Here is an 18,647-nt window from a genome sequence, read left to right as displayed (position 1 = left end):
AGCTGAATTTATTTCTGTAATACAGAAATATCAGCAATATCTAAAAATAGACCACTCAGTTGACTTAGTAATGCTAAACGGTTTTGCTTAACGGCTTCATCGTCTGCCATTACCATCACGTTGTCGAAGAAGTTATCAACACTTTCACGAATACCAGCAAGCTGGGCAAGCGCTTCTTGATAGTCGCCAGCGGCGTATAACGGCGCTAATTCAGTGGCAAACTTAGCAACTTGTGCCGCTAATGCCTTTTCGGCATCATCGTTTAATAAGCTCTCGTCAACAGTGCCTTGCGTTGTAATATCATTTTTAGCCAGAATATTACTTACCCGTTTATTAGCTGCTGCAAGCGCTTCTGCGGCGTCTAATGTACGGAAGTGACTAACCGCTTTAACACGACGGTCAAAATCAACAGGCTTAGTTGGGCGACGCACTAGTACTGCTTGAATAACGTCTACTTCAATGCCTTCGTCTTGATACCAAGCGCGGAAGCGCCCTAGCATAAATTCAAATACATCGGCTGATACATTTAAGTTAGTTAGCTTATCGCCAAACAGGGTTTGTGATTTTGCGACTAGATCTAAAATATCAAGTGGTAGTTCTTTTTCTACCATGATACGCAGCGAACCAATGGCTGCACGACGAAGCGCAAACGGATCTTTATCACCTTTTGGTGCTTGGCCAATACCAAAAATACCTACTAGTGTATCGAACTTATCGGCAATCGCTACCGCGCAGCTAATTAAGTTTGTAGGTAAATTATCACCGGCAAAACGCGGCATGTATTGCTCGTTTTGGGCAATGGCAACATCTTCGGCTTCACCGTCATGGCGTGCATAGTGCATCCCCATCACACCTTGTACGTCAGTAAACTCCATTACCATTTCGGTCATTAGATCGGTTTTACTTAATAAACCAGCACGCTTAGCAAGTGTTTTATCGGCACCTAATTGCTCAGCAATGTAACCAGCAAGTTCACTAATACGCTCTGACTTATCTTTAAGCGTACCTAATTGCTGTTGGAACAATACGCTATTAAGTGACTCTAAACGGCTTTCAAGAGTTTTCTTTTTATCTGTTTCAAAGAAGAACTGCGCGTCAGCTAAACGCGGGCGCACTACTTTCTCGTTACCAGCAATAACTACGCTTGGGTTTTTACTTTCGATGTTTGAAACAAACAAAAACTTATTAAGTAGCTTGCCGTCTTGATCAAGTAATGGGAAGTATTTTTGATCGTCTTTCATAGTGTAGATCAGCGCTTCGGCTGGTACATCTAAAAACGCTTCTTCAAATGTTGCAGTAAGAGTTACTGGCCATTCAACCAATGAAGTTACTTCTTCAAGTAAATCTTCATCCATAGCTACTACTGCATTAACGGCTGTTGCTGCAGCTTCGATTTGGCTACGAATTTGTGCTTTACGCTGCTGGTAATCAGCAACAACATGTGCAGACTTAAGCACCTCAAAAACATCATCAGCGTGTTTGATTGTGATTTTTTCTGGATGATGAAAACGATGGCCTTGCAGTTGGTTACCCACTGCTTTACCAAGGACTTCGCCTTCAATTAGCTGATCGCCAAATAAAATAGTTGCGGTATGAACAGGACGAATAAATTGTGTTTTATTCGCCCCCCAACGCATTGGTTTAGGAATCGGAAGTTTAGCTAACGCTTTATTTACCGCATCAGCCATCAAGGCTGTGGTTTCTTTGCCTGCTACTTTAGCAATGTGTAACAACCATGCACCTTTATCGGTCTCGAGTGTTTGCGCTTCACTTACTTCAATACCACAACCACGAGCCCAACCCATTGCAGCTTTGGTCGGCTTGCCATCGGCATCAAATGCAGCCTTCGTTGCTGGACCACGTTTTTCTACTTCTTTGTCTTGTTGCTGAGCTTCAAGTGCTGTTACTTGTAAACCTAAGCGACGAGGAGATGCATACCAGCTTACGCCTTGGTGATTAAGCTCTAGGCTCTCAAGCTCTGCAGTTAGATTTGCAGCAAATGCTTCGGCAAGTTTACGCAATGATTTTGGTGGCAACTCTTCGGTGCCAATTTCTACTAATAAATTTTGTGCTGACATGCTTACTTATCCTTACACAACGGGAAACCAAGCGCTTCGCGTTTGTCATAATAACTTTGTGCACACGCTTTAGATAATGCACGAACGCGCAAGATATAACGCTGGCGCTCTGTCACAGAAATAGCGTGACGTGCATCCAATAAGTTAAATGCGTGTGATGCTTTCATTACTTGCTCATAAGCAGGTAATGGTAAGCTTGCTTCAATCAGCTTTTGGCTCTCAGCTTCGCATTTATCAAACTGGGCAAATAAATCTTCAACATTTGCATGCTCAAAGTTATAAGTTGATTGCTCAACTTCGTTCTGATGGAATACATCACCGTAAGTAACACGGCCCATTGGGCCATCAGCCCATACTAGATCGTAGATGCTATCTACGCCTTGAATGTACATAGCTAAACGCTCAAGACCATAAGTGATCTCACCAGTAACAGGAGAGCACTCTAAGCCCCCTACTTGTTGGAAGTAGGTAAACTGGGTTACTTCCATACCGTTTAACCAGATCTCCCAACCAAGACCCCATGCGCCTAGCGTAGGTGATTCCCAGTTGTCTTCAACGAAGCGTACTTCGTCAGTAAGGGTATCAATGCCAACAGCCGCTAATGAGCCTAAATATAGCTCCTGGATGTTATCTGGTGATGGTTTTAATACGACTTGGAACTGGTAGTAATGTTGCAGGCGATTTGGATTCTCACCATAACGGCCATCGGTAGGACGACGACACGGTTGCACATACGCGCTCGACATTGGCTCAGGACCAATAGACTTTAAAAATGTTTGCGGATGAAATGTGCCTGCACCAACTTCCATATCAAGTGGCTGAATAATGACACAGCCTTGCTGTGCCCAGTAATCCTGTAAAGCCAGGATCAAACCTTGAAAGGTTTTAACGTCATATTTTTGCATATTTGGCTTTTAGTATCTGCTGTGATGTAGCGTGAAAATTACCTTCAGTATACCTTGTGCGTAGTCATGTTTTAAGCAGTTTGTGCAATTGAGAAAATAAAAAAGGAGCCTAAGGCTCCTTTTTTGTAATTACTATAATTTAATTATACGTCTAAGTTAACTACACGTAGTGCATTCGTTTCTATGAACTCACGACGCGGCTCAACTTGGTCACCCATCAAGGTTGCGAATAATTGGTCTGCACCAACAGCATCTTCAATGGTTACTTGTAACATGCGACGCGCTGAAGGATCCATGGTAGTTTCCCACAGCTGACTTGGATTCATCTCACCTAGCCCTTTATAGCGCTGGATATATAGCCCACGCTTAGATTCTGCGATCAACCATTCCAATGCATCCACAAAGTTATCAACAGCTAGTGTCTTCTCACCACGTTGAATATAAGCACCTTCACTTAAGATATTGGCAATGTTAGTACCAGTTACTGCGATGCGTTTATAATCACGTGAAGAGATAAAATCATGGCTCAGTACGTGTGCCTTATCAACACCGTGTTGGCGAATATTGATAACTGGGTAATATAAGTTACGCTCAGTATCATGCTCTGTTGCAGCAGCGAAGATAGTTGCATCTTCATCACGTGCGACTAAGTCATCGACTAACGTTTTGGTCCACTCGATTACTTTAGCTTCATCGGCTAAATCAGTTTCGTTTAGCTCTGTTTGATAGATCAAACGTTCCATCACCGTATTCGGGTATTTACGTTTTAAGCGTTCAATAACTTTAACGGTGTTTTGATAATCATGAACGATAGCCTCTAAAGCTTCACCTTCAAGTGCAGATGCATCAGCACCGGTATAAAGTGCGGCACCATTTAATGCTAATGAAGTTAGGTATTCGACAAGTGCTGGATCATCTTTGATATAGCGCTCTTGTTTACCTTTTTTCACTTTATAAAGTGGTGGTTGAGCAATATAGATATAACCACGTTCAACTATTTCTGGCATTTGACGGTAGAAAAAGGTCAATAGTAACGTACGAATGTGCGAACCATCGACGTCAGCATCGGTCATGATAATGATGCGGTGATAGCGTAATTTTTCAGGGTTATACTCATCGCGACCAATACCACAACCAAGGGCTGTAATTAACGTGGCAACTTCTTGTGAAGATAACATCTTATCAAAACGCGCTTTCTCTACGTTTAGTATTTTACCTTTAAGCGGAAGAATCGCTTGATTCTTACGGTTACGACCCTGCTTAGCTGATCCGCCAGCAGAGTCCCCTTCCACTATATATAGTTCAGACAGGGCTGGATCTTTTTCTTGGCAATCCGCTAACTTACCAGGTAAACCTGCTAAGTCCATTGCGCCTTTACGACGAGTCATTTCACGGGCTTTACGCGCCGCTTCACGAGCACGAGAAGCATCAATGATTTTACCAACAACTATTTTTGCATCTACTGGATTTTCTAATAAGAATTCAGTGAATTTCTCAGCCATTGCTTGTTCTACAGCTGATTTAACTTCGCTTGAAACTAGCTTATCTTTGGTTTGTGATGAGAACTTAGGATCAGGAACTTTAACACTAACAACTGCAGTTAAGCCTTCACGGGCATCATCGCCTGTTGCATTACTGGTTGTTTTAGCTTTTTTGTTAAAGCCTTCTTTTTCCATATAGTTGTTAAGTGTACGAGTTAGCGCAGATCTAAAACCGGCTAAGTGAGTACCACCATCACGTTGTGGAATGTTGTTTGTAAAACAGTAAATGTTTTCTTGGTAAGCATCATTCCACTGCATTGATACTTCAACGCTAATACCATCTTCTTCACGTTCATGAGTAAAGTGGAATACACCTTTATGAATAGGTGTTTTATTACGGTTTAAATACTCAACGAAGGCACGAATACCCCCTTCATATTTAAAGTGGTCAGTTTTATTTTCTTCGCGTTCATCATTTAAAATAATACTCACACCTGAATTCAGGAATGATAACTCGCGTAAGCGCTTAGCTAAAATATCGTAATGGAAATCTAAGTTTGTGAAAGTCTCACCACTTGGCCAAAAACGAAGTTCAGTACCTGTGGTTTCTGATTCGCCAATTACAGCTAGTGGCGCATCAGGAACACCCATAGTGTAAAATTGCTCATGTAGCTTGCCTTCACGACGAACCGTTAGCTTTAATTTTTCTGAAAGCGCATTTACTACTGAAACACCAACACCGTGTAAGCCGCCTGATACTTTATATGAGTTATCATCAAACTTACCACCAGCATGTAGTACAGTCATAATTACTTCAGCAGCTGACACGCCTTCTTCTTCATGAATTGAAGTTGGAATACCACGGCCGTTATCTCGAACAGAGACAGAACCATCTAAATGAATTGTGACATAGATGTCATCACAGTGACCTGCTAAGGCTTCATCGATAGAGTTATCAACGACCTCAAACACCATATGGTGTAAGCCTGTGCCATCATCGGTGTCCCCTATATACATTCCAGGACGCTTTCTTACTGCGTCTAATCCTTTTAGTACTTTAATACTCGACGAATCGTAATTCTCAGACATGGTTAATCCCACTTATCTTGTTATTAGGTTGCCATGTTTCACGTGGAACATTTGTAGTTCTCGTTGCATGGGTTCCACCACAGCAGAAATACTTTCAGATTGAATTGTAGAGATAAATATTTGAGAGCTACAGTGCGACAATAACTGTCCTACTTTCTCTTTCGTATCTTCCCCTAACTCTGAAGGTAGATCATCTATTAGCAATATTGATTGCTTTTCTGTCTCTGACTCAATCAAACTATTTTGCGTTACTTTTAACGCATAAAGCAATAGCTTCAATTGACCGCGTGAAAAGGTGTTTTCCACACTATTGCCAGCGACACTAAAACTGAAATCAGCTTTATGCGGCCCTTTATTTGTAAAACCTTGGCGACTATCACGCTCAAAGCTTTGTTCGAGAGCGTCGGCTAGAGATTCATTTTCTTTCCAACCAGCATAAAAACTTATTTCTAAATCGCGTATAAGCGTTAATTCTGCACACATTTTATCAAAAAATTGCTGCTTAAACCTACTTATATACGCAATTCGTAAATTATTTATTTGGTCTGCCAGTCTAACAAATTCTTTATCCCAAAACTTGATTTGATCAAAATAATTCTTAGGCTTACTTTTCAATAATGCATTACGTTGCTTTAATACTTTATTGAAAGATTGCCACAAATAAAAAAAGTCTTGTTCCACGTGGAACAATCCTAAATCTAAAAATTTTCGGCGCTCTTTTGGACCTCCAAAAAACAACGAATAGCTTTCTGGGGTGATCACTTGTACTGGCATTAATTGGGCAAGTTCAGACACTCGACGACTAGACTTACCCTGTATTTTTAATTCTGTCTCACCACTTAAAGTCTTACTAATACCGATTGGAATTGATAAGTTATAAAGTGATTTACGACCATGAATGGTGAATTTTTCTTTATGGTGCGTAATGATACTTTTGTGTTTTGGGGTGCGGAAAGACTTGCCATGAGAAAGGTAATAAATAGCCTCAAGAAGGCTGGTTTTGCCACTGCCATTTTCACCATAAATTATGTTAATACCATTCACTGGCTCTACAGTGAGCGCCTCAATATTCCGAAAATTATTGAGGCTCAAATGACTTAAACTCATAGTGCCTTATAAGCGCATTGGCATAACAACGTACATCGCTTCTTCATCGCCAGCACCTTCTATCAATGCACTACTATTTGAATCAGCAAGCGTAAATAAAACGTCTTCTGTTTTTAATGTATTTAATACATCTAAAACATACGATACGTTAAAGCCAATTTCTAAGTCATCGCCTTGATAGCTCACTTCAACCACTTCCTCAGCTTGCTCTTGCTCTGGGTTGTTGGCGGTAATTTTTAATAGTCCATTCGATAAGTTTAACCGTACACCTCTAAACTTCTCGTTCGATAAAATAGATACCCGTTGAAACGCACTGCGTAACCATTCACGGTTTGCGGTAATCACTTTATCACCACCACGTGGCAATACTCGGCGGTAATCAGGAAAACGTCCATCAACTAATTTACTCGTAAAAGTAAACTCTGTATCTAAAATACGAATATGATTTGCACCAAATTGAATTGTCACCAACTCATCATCAGCAACCATTAGACGCATAATTTCTTGTACGCCTTTACGCGGAATTATTAGCTGACGTTGAGTATTTAACGATTGCGTTAATTGTTTTTGCGCAATTGCTAAACGGTGACCATCAGTAGCCACTGTTTTTATATCAGTATTATCTACTTCAAACGACATACCATTTAAGTAATAGCGTACGTCTTGATTGGCCATCGAAAAGTGGGTGCTTTCAAGTAACTTTCGCAGTTCTAAGCGCGTTAGTTGAAATTCAACTTCACCATCCCACTGCTCAAGATTAGGAAAGTCTTCCGCAGCGAGTGTAGTTAATGAAAAGCGGCTTTTTCCACTGGTCAGTAATAGTTGGTGATCTTGACTGCTCAACGTTAAATCTGAACCGTCTGGCAGACTTTTACAAATATCGAGTAATTTTTTAGCTGGCAAAGTCAATTTTGCATCAGCGGTATCATCGCCAACAAAAACCTTTGCGACAAGTTCAATTTCAAGGTCTGTGCCTGTCATTGAAAGTTCGCCATTTTCAACCTCTAACAAAACGTTAGATAAGATAGGCAAGGTATGCTTGCGCTCAATTGCGCCAGATACTTGCACCAAAGGTTTTAAAAATTGTTCTCTTGATATAGTTATTTGCATAATAAAGTCAGCCCTAAGATGACAATGTTCTTATTAGGTTTTGATAATCTTCTTTCACTTCGTGGCTTTCATCACGTAGTGATTTAATCTTTCTGCACGCATGCAATACTGTAGTGTGGTCGCGGCCACCAAAGGCATCACCAATTTCAGGTAAGCTGTGATTGGTAAGTTCTTTAGACAATGCCATAGCAACTTGACGAGGTCTTGCGATAGAGCGGCTGCGGCGCTTAGATAGCAGGTCTGAGACGCGAATACGATAATATTCAGCAACCGTACGTTGAATATTGTCTATCGTGACCAGTTTGTCCTGCAAAGCGAGTAAGTCACGTAATGCTTCTTTTACAAAGTCGATCGAAATTGGTCGACCAGTAAAGTTTGCATTAGCAATCACACGATTAAGCGCGCCCTCTAACTCACGCACATTTGAACGTAATTTTTTAGCGATAAAAAAGGCCACTTCGTGAGGTAAATTAATTTTACTCTGCTGGGCTTTTTTCATCAAAATAGCCACTCGCGTTTCAAGCTCTGGCGGCTCAATCGCGATGGTTAAACCCCAACCAAAACGTGATTTAAGGCGATCTTCAACCCCTTCAATCTCTTTTGGATAACGATCTGAGGTTAAAATAATTTGTTGGTTACCTTCAAGTAATGCATTGAAAGTATGAAAGAATTCTTCTTGAGAGCGTTCTTTGTTAGCAAAAAACTGAATATCATCGATCATTAAAGCATCAACACTGCGGTAATAACGCTTAAATTCTTCAATAGCATTATTTTGCAGGGCTTTAACCATATCTTGCACAAAGCGTTCTGAGTGCATATAAACAATTTTTGCATCTGGCTTATTTGCCATAATACCATTGCCAACCGCATGTAATAAATGCGTTTTACCTAAACCCGTTCCACCATATATAAATACCGGGTTAAAGGCAGCACCAGGATTATCCGCAACTTGCGTCGCAGCAGCTTTTGCTAACTGGTTAGATTTACCTTCAACAAAACTATCAAAGGTGTAGTTTTCTTTAATGTTTGATTTGTAACCAGACTTAGGAGCAGGCTCAACCACAGCTTTAGCTGCTTTTGGTTGCTGCTTTGCTGCCGGCTGATTCATCGGGGTCGCAGAGCCAGTTGTTGCAGGCGCGATCACTTGCGCATTGTGGATTGGCTTGCTACCTACATCAAAGCGTAACTCTGGCGCTTCATCCTTACAAATCTCAACAAGTAATTCATTAATTCGGTTTAAGTACTTTTCTCTTACCCAATCAAGCACAAAGCGATTAGGTGCATAAATCGTCAGGGTATCTTCGGTACTTTCTGCTTGTAGTGGTCTTACCCACATACTGAACTGCTGCGAAGGCAGTTCATCTTGCAATACATATAAACAACTTTGCCAAACCGACAGATACACAGTTAAACTCCCAAAGACTTAGTATTTATTCCCGGTCATCTTTAGTGGCCGGAAATCATACATTTATTACTATTATTTAGGCAATTTATTAACCCAAGACCGAGTATTATGAATGCACTTTATCCACAAGTACAAGATTGATTTTTTTGAAAAATATGATCTGGCTAAAAAAAACAAGCAAGACGTTGATTTTTAATAGCAATTATTTTTAACTTCAAAGTATGATCATAGCAAAAAAGGGCTTGGATCGCGATCAAATTATGTGATCTATTTTACTTACCCCAAGCTTTTATGCACTTTTTATACAGAGCCTGTGGAAAACTTCTTTAATATAAGGATCCTAGCAGATCCTGCCAACAGATCTATTATCGCCCCTCTATTATAAATGCGATTATGGTTGACTTTAAGGCACTTCATCGATAATATCTCGCGCTCGCAATGGCACCTGTGCCAGGATCGCGACCTGCATAGGATGTTTTAACCTTTAACCGATCGGATGGAATTGTTATGAAAAGAACTTTTCAACCTAGCGTTTTAAAACGCAAACGTGCACACGGTTTCCGTGCTCGCATGGCAACTGTAAATGGCCGTAAAGTATTAGCTCGTCGCCGCGCTAAAGGCCGCAAAGTTCTTTCTGCTTAATATATAAGTGGAAGACTTTAACTTTGGCAGGGAGTTACGTCTGTTAACTCCCTCGCATTACTCTCGCATCTTTAATGAACCCGCTCGGGCCGCAACTCCTTTCTTTACCTTATTAGCAAAACCCAATGACCAAGCAAAACCTCGCTTAGGACTCACTGTCGCTAAAAAACGGGTTAAAAAAGCTTGCCAACGAAACCGTATTAAACGTCTTGCTCGCGAAAGTTTTCGTTTAAACCAACACACTATTGATAATGTCGATATTGTGCTGATGGTTAAAAGTGGTATTGATGAACAGTCAAATGAAGAGCTAACTAAACAACTCACTAAATTATGGCGCAAGATTAACGAACGCTGTAAACCTGGTGCACCAAAACCACCGCCGTTTAAAAAACGCCCCAACAAATCGGCTAAATCCAATAAACAGAGCCAATAGCAATAGAATTACATGGTTAATTAAGGTATCTTTAGCTCACCTTTTAATCATGCATTTAAAATTCCATTTTGGGCGTTTAAATTCATGGTATCCATTCACTAAATATTACGCAGAGGCTTGAACATCATGAGGTTACTAAAACCACTTGTTGCTTTTCCTAAGCGCTGTTTAGTGTTATTAATTCGTGGTTATCAAAAGTGGATTAGTCCGCTGTTAGGTCCGCATTGTCGCTTTAATCCAACCTGCTCTAGTTATGCTATTCAAGCAATTAATTTGCATGGATCTGTAAAAGGGAGTTGGTTAGCGGTTAAACGCATATTAAAATGTCATCCTTTACATTCAGGTGGGGATGATCCCGTACCTGAAAAATTAACCCATATTAACCACCAACACGAGAAATAAGAGCTGTTATGGAATCGCAACGCACGTTTTTATTCATCGGCCTGATGCTTGTATCGTTTTTATTGTTCCAAGAGTGGAATAAAGACTACAACGCACCAAAAGTCGATCCTAGTGCCAACACACAAACACTACAAACTAATTCCCCTGACTCTGATGATTATGTTCCATCATCAACCGATGGTGAATTACCTACTGCAGCAACAACCGCGAAACGTTCAGTTATTGAAATTACGACTGACGTATTCAAAGTTAAAATTGACACCCGTGGTGGTGATATTGTTGAAGCTGACTTACTGCAATACGAAGAAACAAAAGGCAGCGAAACGCCTTATATGTTACTTGGTGAGTTTGATGGTAAACAATATTTCTCTCAAAGTGGTTTAATAGGCTTAAATGGCCCAGATGCATCTGCAGAAGGTCGCCCGGTTTATCACTCTGAGCAAAAAACATTTGCTTTAACAGGTGACGAACTTCGCGTACCACTTACATTTACTGATAGCAAAGGTGTTAGTTTTACTAAAACGTATGTATTCAAAAAAGGTCAATACGATGTTGCTTTAGAATACTCAGTAAATAACACCACCGCAGAGCCAATTCAAGTACAGCTGTATACGCAAGTAAAACGCACAGTACAAGATAAAGGCAGCTTAGTTGACCAAAACTACTTAGGTGCTGCCTATGGTTCTGCTGAGGAAAAGTACGAGAAATATAGCTTTTCTGATATGGCCGACAAAAACCTTAGCATTAATACGCAAGGTGGTTATATTGCTTTTATTCAGCACTACTTTGTAAGTGCGTGGGTTCCTTCGCAAGAACAGCAAAATACCCTTTACAGCTTAATTGCTAAAGGCAACGCAGCAATTATTGGTGCTAAAGGTGAGCCGATAAATGTACAAGCGAACCAACAAGCAACTCTTGGTGCAACTTACTATATGGGCCCTAAAGAGTCGGATATACTTGAAGCTATTCATCCGAACTTAGATTTAACTGTCGATTACGGTTGGTTATGGTTTATCTCACAGCCGTTATTTATACTATTAAAATGGCTACATAGCATACTAGGTAACTGGGGTGTGGCAATTATCGCCATTACTGTGATTGTTAAATCAGCAATGTACCCACTTACCAAAGCGCAATATACGTCAATGGCTAAGATGCGTGCCCTACAGCCTAAAATGGCTGCATTAAAAGAAAAGTTTGGTGATGACCGTCAAAAATTCGGCCAAGCAACCATGGAAATGTACCGCAAAGAGAAAGTAAACCCTATGGGTGGCTGTTTCCCTATTTTGCTGCAAATGCCAATTTTCTTAGCGCTATTTTATGTATTCTTAGAATCAACAGAACTGCGTCATGCTGAGTTTATTTTTTGGTTAACTGACTTATCTGCGAAAGACCCATACTACGTACTACCAATCTTATTTGGTGCCAGTATGTTTATTACTCAGAAGCTACAACCAATGACGGTAACTGATCCGATGCAACAAAAGATGATGACCTTTATGCCGGTTATCTTCTCAGTGTTCTTCCTTTGGTTCCCATCTGGTCTAGTACTTTACTGGTTAGTATCAAACCTTATCTCTATCGCACAGATGCTGATCATCTATCGCGGTATGGAAAAGCAAGGAATAAAAGTCAGGGGCTAATTTGCTCAGTTACTTAAATTAAGGCGACCATTGGTCGCCTTTTTTATTGCCCGCTATTCGCCAGTCATAACTGCATAGGTTACAATACGCCCATACCATTACTCTTTAAGTTGGCAAATTATTAGCATGATCAATCAAGACACAATTGCAGCACAAGCAACCGCACCTGGTCGTGGTGGCGTTGGTATTATTCGCGTTTCTGGCAGTTTAGTAAAAACCGTCGCCGAACAGATTATTGGTCGTTGCCCTAAGGTGCGTTACGCCGATTACGTGCCATTTAACAGTCTTGCTGGCGAGCAACTTGATCAAGGTATTGCTATTTATTTTGCCGGGCCAAACTCTTTCACTGGCGAAGATGTACTTGAACTACAAGGCCATGGCGGTCCTGTAGTACTGGATATGCTACTTAAAGAAATTAGCCAAATTGAAGGTGTGCGATTAGCAAAGCCAGGCGAGTTTTCTGAGCGCGCCTTTATGAACGACAAAATGGATTTAACCCAAGCAGAAGCAATTGCTGACTTAATTAATGCCACTTCAGAACAAGCAGCCAAAAGCGCCTTACAATCACTCCAGGGCGAGTTCTCTAAGCACATTGATACCTTAGTTGAAAAAGTCATTCACTTGCGTATGTACGTTGAAGCGGCCATTGATTTTCCCGATGAGGAAATAGACTTTTTATCTGACGGTAAAGTCTCTGGTGATCTAAATGCCATTATCACCCAGCTAAGCAATGTGACCAATCAAGCAAAACAAGGCAGCATTATGCGTGAAGGTATGCGCGTGGTGATTGCTGGGCGCCCTAACGCAGGCAAATCTAGTTTACTAAATGCACTTGCAGGGCGTGAAGCCGCTATTGTTACTGAAATTGCCGGCACCACCCGTGACGTACTACGAGAACACATTCACATTGATGGCATGCCGCTACATATTATTGATACTGCAGGCCTGCGCGAAAGCCCAGACCGCGTTGAGCAAATAGGCATTGAACGCGCATGGGATGAAATAAAACAAGCCGATCGCGTGTTGTTTATGCTTGATGGCACTGATACCAAAGACACTGACCCACATGCTATTTGGCCAGAGTTTATGGCCAAACTACCTGCCGGTATGGGCGTAACCGTGATCAGAAATAAAGCCGACTTATCGGGTGACGAAGTCGGTATGAGCGAAAACCAGCAATATCCAGTGATCAGCTTAAGTGCTAAAAATGCTGATGGTATAGAGTTAGTTCGTACTCACTTAAAAGCATGTATAGGTTTTCAGGGAGCTACCGAAGGCGGCTTTATGGCCCGTCGTCGTCACTTGGATGCACTCGATAGCGCAGCTCATCATTTACAAACTGGCAAAGACCAATTAGAGATGCATATTGCCGGTGAGATCCTAGCTGAAGAACTACGTTTAACACAAAACTACTTAAACGAGATCACCGGTGAATTTACCTCTGACGATCTACTTGGCAAAATTTTCAGCTCGTTTTGTATCGGTAAATAACAAGGTAAACCAAAGGAAACAAACATCCAATAAAAGCTAAAATATCTAATTTATTCATAAATTTAATATATTTTTAATCTTTCAATAGTTTCCTTTAGTTACATAATATGGGTCTTGAACGGCCCACCACTCTCTTTGTTATGAGCCACTATTGGTCCACCAAAGATGAAGTTATTATAGATCGTAAACGAAAAGAGGCGATGACCACCCTACCAAGTCTATTTCAATAAAGGAGAATAGGTTGGGAAACTGGGAAAGTATAATAAAAACATATAAACATAAATTTATTTAACTTCCCTCTTTCCCGCTTTTATTTGAAAAGCCAGTTGTATCCAGGAGGTGTAAAAGCGTCGAGTGCTTGCCACTCAGAGCACCGCATACCTCTTGGATAACCTTCACTACGCAGAGAAAAGCCAGTCAAGCTAGAAATCGCCCGCAGGGTTGCGAAGCAAGGGGGCCCCGCTTGCGGGGTTCCGATTTATTGCTTTACAGGATTTGAAAGAAGTGGTTCCGGCCCTAATGTTGATTTTTCATTTCTACTTAAAAAATCAGAAATCATTTATTGTGGTAATCCACCGTATATAGAGTTCCATTTATAATAAGTGCTATGGTGGCAGACATTAGGTTACGAAATTTAATTACCTTACTAAAATAGAAATGTATAGGACCTCGTAATACACTCTTAATTAGTCACTTCCACCACAGCTGGAGCAACAACTTCAGCCTGTATGATAGTTTTTAGAGCTGAATACAAATCCACATCGACCTCAGGGACAGACAATGATACTACTAACGCATATCTAGCTTTAGAATCATACCTTTCATGGGCTTTGCGCGTTTTCCACCATCCTTTAGCGGGATAGATTGCTATCTTACCCCTAGCAGCCAAATCAGCAGCGCTGCCACGCCAAACATCTTTATGGATAGAGCCTTTATGTCGTTGCTGCTTACCTATGAGCCAATTACTATCCTCAATAGTATCAGGCTTCTCACCTTCAGCCTGTGCGTTAATCCTGCGCATAAATTGAGCATCTGACTCACCATGGTGCTTGACATCAAATCTTAACTGATGACTTGCATAGTTGTATTTATCTAGGACATTACGACTTGAAGGGTTAGGTTCAATAAAGTATGAAAGTGTAATCGTCAACTCAACATTAGCCTCACCAATTTTTAGCAACTCTTCTTGCGGCCATGGTAAAGCATGTAAGTGCATATCCTTCGTTCTTGTATCTTTAGAGCGAGGCTTAAAGAAAGGTTGTAATTCATCTTGAATCACAATTGATAGTGAGTTATTGGCACTTTTTATCGCCCTTTCGATATTCGGCACGCCAAACCCTACCTTCCTAATTAGCTTCACCATATCCGACTTCTTTATAGTATCACCGCGTTGTGCAGAAATTAATGCGTACATTGCATCAGTCCAATCTGCTGAATGTACCGCTAAAGCTCTAACAGTTTCAGGCCAAATATCATTATACTGAGTTTTAATCTGCGCAGAGAACCTTGCTGCCAAAGCAGTAGCAGCGCTGGTAGCGTGAGTTGTTGTAAAGTGCCGCTGAGAATAATCACTATTCGCTGTCAAAAGGTGCAAGTCGGGTTCATCACCACAAAATCCATCCTCAGCTCTCGCTAAGTTTCCACCTTCAAACACAACCTCGGGCTTGAATGGAGCATTATTTTTATCCCAGCCTAGTGACGTTGTCGTGTATGGAGACAACCCCCCGGAAGGGGCTAAAGGCACTAAATCTCCTGAAAACGACAGCTGGTCTTTTTCTGTAAATGCACCAACAGTGAGCACATTCCAAGCCTGAGCAGGGTCATGCACATTACTTAAGTAATTGGCATTAGGGTAATCTACATTTACATCTAACTTGGCATTCCCTGCACATACAGTGAACAAGCGTGGGGTTAGGCCTTCACCTGAGTAATCGACTGCTAACATATCCATTGCACTAGACCATGATGACGGGCGTCCTCTATCTGTTCCTATTCCTGACGAAAGCGACATAGAGAAAACTCTAGACCTTTCAGGCTTATATATCTCCATTTCAGATACAGCATTAGTTGTCACAATACCCAGAGGTTTATCAGCATTATCTCCATTGAATCTCATGGTTTTGACCGATTCAAGTCTATGACCAACCACTTCAACACTAGTTGAGCTCAACCGATCAGTCATATCTCCCCACATAGCAAGGCCAGCCATTTCGGTTCCGTGACCCAGTGCATCTGTAGGGTCGCTGTCTTCTGTAATAGTTCTCTGATCAGAAATAGTTGAAAAAGGAGCTAGTAACGGGTGCTCGACATTAACTCCTGAATCTATAATACAAACATAAGGTGATTCATCGGAGGTGTTAGAGTTAAGACGCTGTAAAAGTTCTTCTGTCCACTCCTCTTGTTCCTCACTCGGCATAGCAGCAAAGAATTCCGCAGTAACTTTCGGGAATCTAATCTCAGCGACTCGAAACAATAAAGCTGCGCTTTCTTCCAGTTTTCTTTGACTCGCTTGCAATTGAATAACTGTATGCTCAGGGAATCGCAACTTATGCTCCGACACCCTCATTTCAGCTATATTTGCCAATCGAGTAAAATCAGCCAAGATTTCTTGATAGTGGTTGTGCGTTTTACGTGTCTTTCTTGGTGTAGCTAACCACACTTCCCACCACACTATTTCATCTTTATCTTCAGGTAACAATGTTTCATCATCAGCCCAAATTGCAGCAAAAGTAGCTCGCTTGATATTTTTTATTGAATCAATAAGTTTCTGGTGATCACCAGCCCTCCCACCAGACAACACCCTACGTTCCTCATACTCGTTTAGCTTCTTCTGGTAAAAGCTCAGTTTACCTTCAGGAACGAACGCTGTTGCAATTGTGGTTTTTTTGCCATCCTCTAGCTCCACGGACTTGACATTATGCAGCACAATGCCCTGAGGATCATTCGCCAAACTCTCTACTGCCATCACCACATCAGGGAAGCTTTCAAACTCAACCTGAATACCCACTCCCATACTCAGCTCAGTTGAAGCTACAGAGCGTTTCAGTTCTGAGAATTCGTTTGCAACAAATTGAATACTTTGACGTAGGTGAGCACTATGAATAGCTCGGTCCTTGGCGGATATTGTTAATGGCCCGCCGCCACCTCCACTCGGTGAGGTGAACTCGTGAGAACTAGCAGAAGAATTAAAAAAGAAGTGGGGTTTATCAAATTCGTTTCGAGCCATTAAAGTTCCTTTTTATTCCATAAAGTGTTGGCTAATACTCTTTCTGTCTTCAATTGCCTGCTGAAGCATTGTAATAGTAATTGAGTTATGATCATGAATAAGCATTTCTTTGATTGCATCATTTGCAGCTAAAGTAATTTCAGCATTACTTAACCCACCTGCTATCGCTGAAAGCTTCTTCCATGAGAAGTTATTAGCGACATAAGAATGCAACCGCGTTTTGAAAAGCTTGATAATTTCCTCTTCTGATGGAAGTTGATACTTAATGACATCATCAAAACGGCGGAAAAGAGCGTGATCTAATGCTTCAATGTGATTTGTAGCGCAAACGATAACACTATTAGAGTCATCTTGTTCAATCATCTGCAAAAAGCTATTGAGGATACGCCTAGCTTCACCTACATCATTACTTGATCCACGATGAGAACCCAAAGCATCAAACTCGTCAAAAAAGTAGACCCCTCTAACTTCTCGAATAGCATCAAAAATCTGGCGTAGCTTAGTTGAAGATTCCCCTAGGTACTTTGTAATTACCCCATCAAGGCGCACCTCAAACAAAGGAAAATTTAGCTCGCCCGCCAAAACAGATGCAGTAAAGGTTTTACCTGTTCCTGGCTTACCTGCAAGTAGCAACTTTCTACGGGGGGAAAGACCATGATTTTTTAAGGTAATAAGATGTTTTTGCTCTTTAACCAACCTTTCAAGCCGACTTTTAACAGAACTTGAGACAATAAGGTCAGAGAAGCGAAGTTTGGGGTGGGTTGTAGTTAATAGACCTGAAGTGTCCTTAACACTACTAGCAATCGAGATAGGTAGGTTTTTAGCACTATTCTTTTTTGCCTGCTCAACTAACCCTTTGAGCTCTTGTGCAAGTTTTCCATGACCATTTCTCGCTTCATGAGCGGCAACCTGAAGTGCGACAGATAAAAATCTGTCGTCATCTTTGTCGATATGAGATTGCATTAAAGCTTTAATTTGAGTCGAGCTAGCCATAGGTACTTTTTAAAATCAGTTAATGTTTACCATGTAATCATACATTGAAAAGTCAATTTCTTCTATCATCTGATTATCTAATCATCGTTTAACATAAACAAGAATAGCTACAACTTGAGGGATGGTATTAATAAAACATTTAAATTAGTGGGTCCATTATTTGTTATTTGAGAATAATAATAGGAAAGCAGCACACACCAATTCTTAAGAAAAACAGCCCAATATAATGGGCTGCGCGTGTAGGAACTACACGACTATCCTCTAAGACTACAGACGATAAATCTTAACGTCTGATGGATTACACGTCTCCAGGGTCGCCCCCTGATGCACCATAGCCCTGTTTCATGCACCCAGGTGTGGGCCGTTACTATCGATAACGAATCGCGGTGTGCGCTGCCGGTTACAAAGATAAACCGCTTTTAAAAATAATGCTTGGAAAAACCCTGGTGAAATTGCCGGGGCTTTATTTGAAGGCGAATTGGCGACGAGTCGTCCCTACTCGAAAGAGGTAGGGACGACTCGCAGAGTCGCCCGTCGAGGCCACTGCTCATGATGCCTCGACATCCAATCCGCCCTGAAAAATTGCAGGGCCAAAAGAGGGATGGAAATTTGAGCGCGTCAAAAAGGTGTTGCAATCTCTGA

General features: G+C 41.2%; 13 protein-coding genes. 5 read left to right on the top strand and 8 right to left on the bottom strand.

Annotation, left to right across the window (positions count from 1 at the left end):
• Nucleotides 1-8 precede the first annotated feature (8 nt).
• The 6 genes from glyS to dnaA form a co-directional block, all read right to left on the bottom strand.
• Entirely contained in the window at nt 9-2,078 is a 2,070-nt protein-coding gene (gene glyS / locus FW757_RS18720; RefSeq protein ID WP_182718511.1) for a glycine--tRNA ligase subunit beta, read from the bottom strand.
• A 2-nt stretch (nt 2,079-2,080) separates the two neighbouring features.
• On the bottom strand, nt 2,081-2,983 hold the full coding sequence (gene glyQ / locus FW757_RS18715) for a glycine--tRNA ligase subunit alpha (protein ID WP_182718512.1): 903 nt from the start codon (nt 2,981-2,983) through the stop codon (nt 2,081-2,083).
• A 143-nt stretch (nt 2,984-3,126) separates the two neighbouring features.
• Nucleotides 3,127-5,553 carry a DNA topoisomerase (ATP-hydrolyzing) subunit B gene (gene gyrB / locus FW757_RS18710; protein ID WP_149983171.1) on the bottom strand — a complete coding sequence of 809 codons (2,427 nt, stop codon included), beginning with the start codon at nt 5,551-5,553 and terminating at the stop codon, nt 3,127-3,129.
• Nucleotides 5,554-5,565: 12 nt separating this feature from the next.
• Complete coding sequence (recF, locus tag FW757_RS18705; protein WP_145241717.1) at nt 5,566-6,660, bottom strand: DNA replication/repair protein RecF; 1,095 nt, start codon at nt 6,658-6,660, stop codon at nt 5,566-5,568.
• A gap of 6 nt (nt 6,661-6,666) precedes the next feature.
• Entirely contained in the window at nt 6,667-7,770 is a 1,104-nt protein-coding gene (gene dnaN, locus FW757_RS18700) for a DNA polymerase III subunit beta (protein ID WP_149983170.1), read from the bottom strand.
• Nucleotides 7,771-7,783: 13 nt separating this feature from the next.
• Entirely contained in the window at nt 7,784-9,175 is a 1,392-nt protein-coding gene (gene dnaA / locus FW757_RS18695; protein WP_145241713.1) for a chromosomal replication initiator protein DnaA, read from the bottom strand.
• A 507-nt stretch (nt 9,176-9,682) separates the two neighbouring features.
• On the opposite strand from dnaA, the gene rpmH reads away from it, so the two are divergent.
• The 5 genes from rpmH (at nt 9,683) to mnmE (ending at nt 13,786) form a co-directional block, all read left to right on the top strand.
• Entirely contained in the window at nt 9,683-9,817 is a 135-nt protein-coding gene (gene rpmH, locus FW757_RS18690) for a 50S ribosomal protein L34 (protein WP_004335215.1), read from the top strand.
• A gap of 7 nt (nt 9,818-9,824) precedes the next feature.
• On the top strand, nt 9,825-10,250 hold the full coding sequence (rnpA, locus tag FW757_RS18685; RefSeq protein WP_145241711.1) for a ribonuclease P protein component: 426 nt from the start codon (nt 9,825-9,827) through the stop codon (nt 10,248-10,250).
• Between the two features lie 126 nt (nt 10,251-10,376).
• Nucleotides 10,377-10,652 carry a membrane protein insertion efficiency factor YidD gene (gene yidD / locus FW757_RS18680; protein ID WP_064668255.1) on the top strand — a complete coding sequence of 92 codons (276 nt, stop codon included), beginning with the start codon at nt 10,377-10,379 and terminating at the stop codon, nt 10,650-10,652.
• Between the two features lie 8 nt (nt 10,653-10,660).
• A complete protein-coding gene (gene yidC / locus FW757_RS18675) occupies nt 10,661-12,295 on the top strand; it encodes a membrane protein insertase YidC (protein ID WP_145241709.1) in 1,635 nt (544 codons plus the stop codon).
• 126 nt (nt 12,296-12,421) lie between these two features.
• The gene (mnmE, locus tag FW757_RS18670; RefSeq protein WP_145241707.1) at nt 12,422-13,786 is read left to right on the top strand and encodes a tRNA uridine-5-carboxymethylaminomethyl(34) synthesis GTPase MnmE; all 1,365 of its coding nucleotides are present in this window, start codon (nt 12,422-12,424) and stop codon (nt 13,784-13,786) included.
• A 682-nt stretch (nt 13,787-14,468) separates the two neighbouring features.
• On the opposite strand, the gene FW757_RS18665 is transcribed toward mnmE, so the two are convergent.
• Nucleotides 14,469-17,012: a S8 family peptidase gene (locus tag FW757_RS18665; protein ID WP_446441565.1), complete on the bottom strand. Its 2,544-nt coding sequence runs from the start codon at nt 17,010-17,012 to the stop codon at nt 14,469-14,471.
• A gap of 12 nt (nt 17,013-17,024) precedes the next feature.
• Nucleotides 17,025-18,005 carry an AAA family ATPase gene (locus FW757_RS18660; protein ID WP_446441564.1) on the bottom strand — a complete coding sequence of 327 codons (981 nt, stop codon included), beginning with the start codon at nt 18,003-18,005 and terminating at the stop codon, nt 17,025-17,027.
• Between the last annotated feature and the right edge of the window lie 642 nt (nt 18,006-18,647).

The organism is Pseudoalteromonas sp. 1181_04, from assembly GCF_052850545.1.
Note: the sequence above shows the minus strand (reverse complement) of the source record. Positions and strands in the feature narration are given on the sequence as shown.